Raw genomic sequence first — 3,320 nt, forward strand, 5'->3', positions numbered from 1 at the left:
AACTGGATAAGCGGGTTATCGGTTTGGGGCGTATTCCCTGGCTTGGGGAACTGTGCTTCTGTCCGGAGCTTCTGTCGCGGAGCCTCCCGCGGTCAGGGCGTCTTGCCGGCTCGCTCCTGGGCGAAGTGGGGGTTCTTGCCAACGACGTAGCTTGCCATGGGTGCGCTGGCGGCTCCGGCGTGGCGGGACAGAGTCTGCTTGCTGTATCCGAGCATGCGGGCGAGTGAGGTGGCGTCGATTTCTTTGACCAGGCATTGCAGGGTGGCGTTGCGGATGCCCTGGATGTTGATGCCCATCCTGCGAAGTTTTAGGAGGTGGGTGTTGGGGGATCGGGGAGATCCTGCGCGGACGCCCGGGAAGAGCCAGCGGCTGTCGCGGTTGACTGTCTGCTGGCCGCCGCGGTTTTGGATGTGGGCCCAGAACATGGGTGCCAGCAGCTCGGGGATGGGCGCTGGGTACCGGCCGAGGTTGAGGAACATGCCCTTGCCGGTCACTTCGACGTCGTCGATGGTGAGCATGGCGATTCTGCCGATGGGGATGCCATAGAGCAGGAAGATCAGGCCTGCGATGCGGATCGAGACGGCGACGTTGTCGGCCTCGATGAGCTTGCGGACGAGGTCCAGGCGTTCCTGTTGGCTGAGGACAGGTGTCGTTTTGGCCAGCCGCGCAGCGACCTGGATGTCCTTCCCTGGCGTTTCCCGCTTGAGGTATTGGATGAAGTTCCTGATATGTCGACGGGTCGAGGTGCCCTCGGAGAGGTATTCGTCGAGATGGATCTGGCGGATGGAAGATGCTGTCCTGCCGTGCTCGTCGTGGAGCCAGCGGAGGAATTTTCCTGCTTCGGTGATCTCCTGTTTCGCCGAGCGCACGGCGTAGTTCATGTTCTTCGTCGCGGACGATTCTGTCCGAAGCCTTTTGAGGTGGTGCCAGCGGGCGAAACGCTCGATGGGTGCGTGGATTTCCGGTGTAGTGGAGAGTTGGTTGAGGCGTTCGTCGAGCCATTGTTCGAACATGGCCAGCTGGCGGTCTTCCTGGGCGGGCAGGATGCGGTTGTGGGTGAGGATTGCCCGGAGGTGCTCGACTGCCGGCGTCTTCGGAAGCTCGTTGAAAGCCTGGTGGGAGAGTTCGATCTCTCGGTCACCGATTCGTTTGAGCAGCGATGCGGATCGGCCACCGTTGCTGCGCAGCCAGGTGTAGATGCTCTCGGGTCGGGTGGATTCGGTCAATATCTTAATCAGGCGTTTTAGCCGCAGGTCGGGCGGGTCATTTGGCCTGAGGAGCTCTGTCAGATCGGTGGTGAGTACGCAGGTGATGCAGTGACCGCCGCGGAAGCGCTCGGCCTCGCGGCCGCAGTTGTCACAGGTGAGGTTTGTCGTGATGCCGGCGCACTCGCGGCAGGTGTCCTCGCCTGTATCGGTCCGGCCTGGGAGCATTCTGTCGGCGCCGCAGAGCGGGCATCGGCCGTATCGGTGGGTTGCGTTCGTGAAGCAGATGCCGCAGATGCGTCCGTCTGGCCAGCGGACCCGGATTTTTCCGGTGGTTTTCCCGCAGCGGTCGCAGCCCTCGCTCGTCCTGTTTGAGCGGGGACGGCCGCGCGGCTTGAACTCACTGCTCATGGGGGCGGGTAATGCGCGCCCGGACCGGCCGGTAGGCGGCCAGCAGGGGGACATCCGTGCCGTCGCCGACCGCGGTGCGACGGCGCTGCGTGCGGGCGTCCGTTGCGGTGTAGGTGAGGATTTCGTTGGCTTCGACCTTGAAAATGTCGCAGAGCGCTGCCAGGACCTGGAACGAGATCCGGTCCGGGTTCTGGCCGACGAGCCGGTAGATCTGCGACTCGGAGAGCGTGATGCCGCGCTCCCGAAGCGGAGCAACAAGATCACGGCTGTTACGCATTCCGGCGCGTGCCATCAGCTCCTTGACGCGAAACTGGTAGTCGATCTGACGGTTCATCGTGGTGTCTTTCCGGGAGGCGTTTTGGGTTTGGTCAGCACCCTGCTGTTGCTGGCCAGCAGGGTGTTGTTGAGAACGCGTTCGAGTTCGCGCGCGGCATAGTCGGGGGAGGGCAGGGTGTAGATCGTGGTGGTCGATGTGTGTTCGTGGCCAACCTGCATTGAGATGAACTTGGTGTCATAGCCGTGCTCGGTCTGCATGTGCGTGACGTAGGACCGGCGCAGGGAGTGAAGATCGAGCCCCGGCGGGAAGCCGAGTTCGTCAAGGAACCCGCGCATCCGAGCCCGGAGGTTCTTTTCCGGAACCAGGCCTCCACGGTCAGTCGGGAAGAGGTCGCCGACAGGCTGCCCATACCGGGGAAGGCCGCGTCTGACCCAGTCATCAACCGCCTCGGCCGCCCAGTCCACAAGGGTCAGGACGGACCGTTGCTTCTTGGGGGAGCCCTTCTGCGGCTTCCCGAAGCGGACGCGCAGAATGCCGTAGTCACCAAAGTACGGGGCCTTAACATTGCGGGAAAAATCCACGAGGCTGAGGTGACGAACCTCGTCGCGCCGAAGGCCCCAGCCGTAGGCGGTCTTGAAGGCGACAGCGTCACGCCACGCGGCAAGAGCGCCCTTGCGCCCCGAGTTAATAATCCGTTCGACTTCCAGGTCGGCCAGGTCGAAGAATGCCTGCAGCTCCTCGGGAGTGAAGGCACGCTTTTCCGGACCCATATCGGCATCCTGGACGTGTCGGGCCTTGTTGAACTCGGTGATCACCTGGGAAAAGGTTGTCCCGAAGAGCCGCCCGCAGTTCTCGTTCCACGGGTATTCAGGGTTGGTTGCATACTCGCAAAACAGCTTGATGTCCGTCTGGTAGGCCCGGACGGTGGAAAGGGCAAGGTTCTCAACACCGCGAAGATGAGCGAACAGCTCGTCCGCGTCGACCGGGCCCCATTCCCAGGGATACTTGCCCGAGAAGTCCGCCAGGCGCATCACAGAGGCGACCCGGCGCTTGGTCGTCTGCAGGGTGAAGTTCTGCGCCAAGTGGGATCTCTTCCACCCGGTGAGCACTTCGCTCAGGAACCCGTCACGGTCCGGCTCCCGATTCGGCAGAGGCAAGAACGCGAGACCGCCGAACTTATCACCCAAGAAGCCTCCTATGTCGACTGCAAGTTTTGCAGTCGAGATGCAAAAAATGCAAACCCAAGGCCCAAAACGCCTGGTAAGTCGCCGATTATGCAGCCGTTCAGCGCAGGGCGCACCGGTTCGCCCGAGCAGATCCCTGCCACGGCGAAGCGAGTAAACGGGCTGGTCAGAGCGGATTCCCACGCCTGCGCGGCCGTTATCAAGAGTGGACATATTCGCAGAAAATGCGGACAACCTTTTTAC

3 protein-coding genes are annotated in these 3,320 nt (G+C 62.3%); all 3 read right to left on the reverse strand.

Going from position 1 to position 3,320, the window contains the following annotated elements; translation table 11 throughout:
• Window positions 1–92 precede the first annotated feature (92 nt).
• Window positions 93–1,433 carry a hypothetical protein gene (locus AB4Y73_RS20350; RefSeq protein ID WP_051423112.1) on the reverse strand — a complete coding sequence of 447 codons (1,341 nt, stop codon included), beginning with the start codon at window positions 1,431–1,433 and terminating at the stop codon, window positions 93–95.
• 172 nt (window positions 1,434–1,605) lie between these two features.
• Window positions 1,606–1,950, reverse strand: a complete 345-nt coding sequence (locus tag AB4Y73_RS20355; RefSeq protein ID WP_012311535.1) for a helix-turn-helix domain-containing protein — start codon at window positions 1,948–1,950, stop codon at window positions 1,606–1,608.
• On the reverse strand, window positions 1,947–3,080 hold the full coding sequence (locus tag AB4Y73_RS20360; protein ID WP_035741616.1) for a tyrosine-type recombinase/integrase: 1,134 nt from the start codon (window positions 3,078–3,080) through the stop codon (window positions 1,947–1,949). The genes AB4Y73_RS20355 and AB4Y73_RS20360 overlap by 4 nt, the downstream gene beginning before the upstream one ends.
• Between the last annotated feature and the right edge of the window lie 240 nt (window positions 3,081–3,320).

It is taken from the genome of Pseudarthrobacter sp. TAF60_1 (genome assembly GCF_052113505.1).
Classification (GTDB): Bacteria; Actinomycetota; Actinomycetes; order Actinomycetales; family Micrococcaceae; genus Arthrobacter.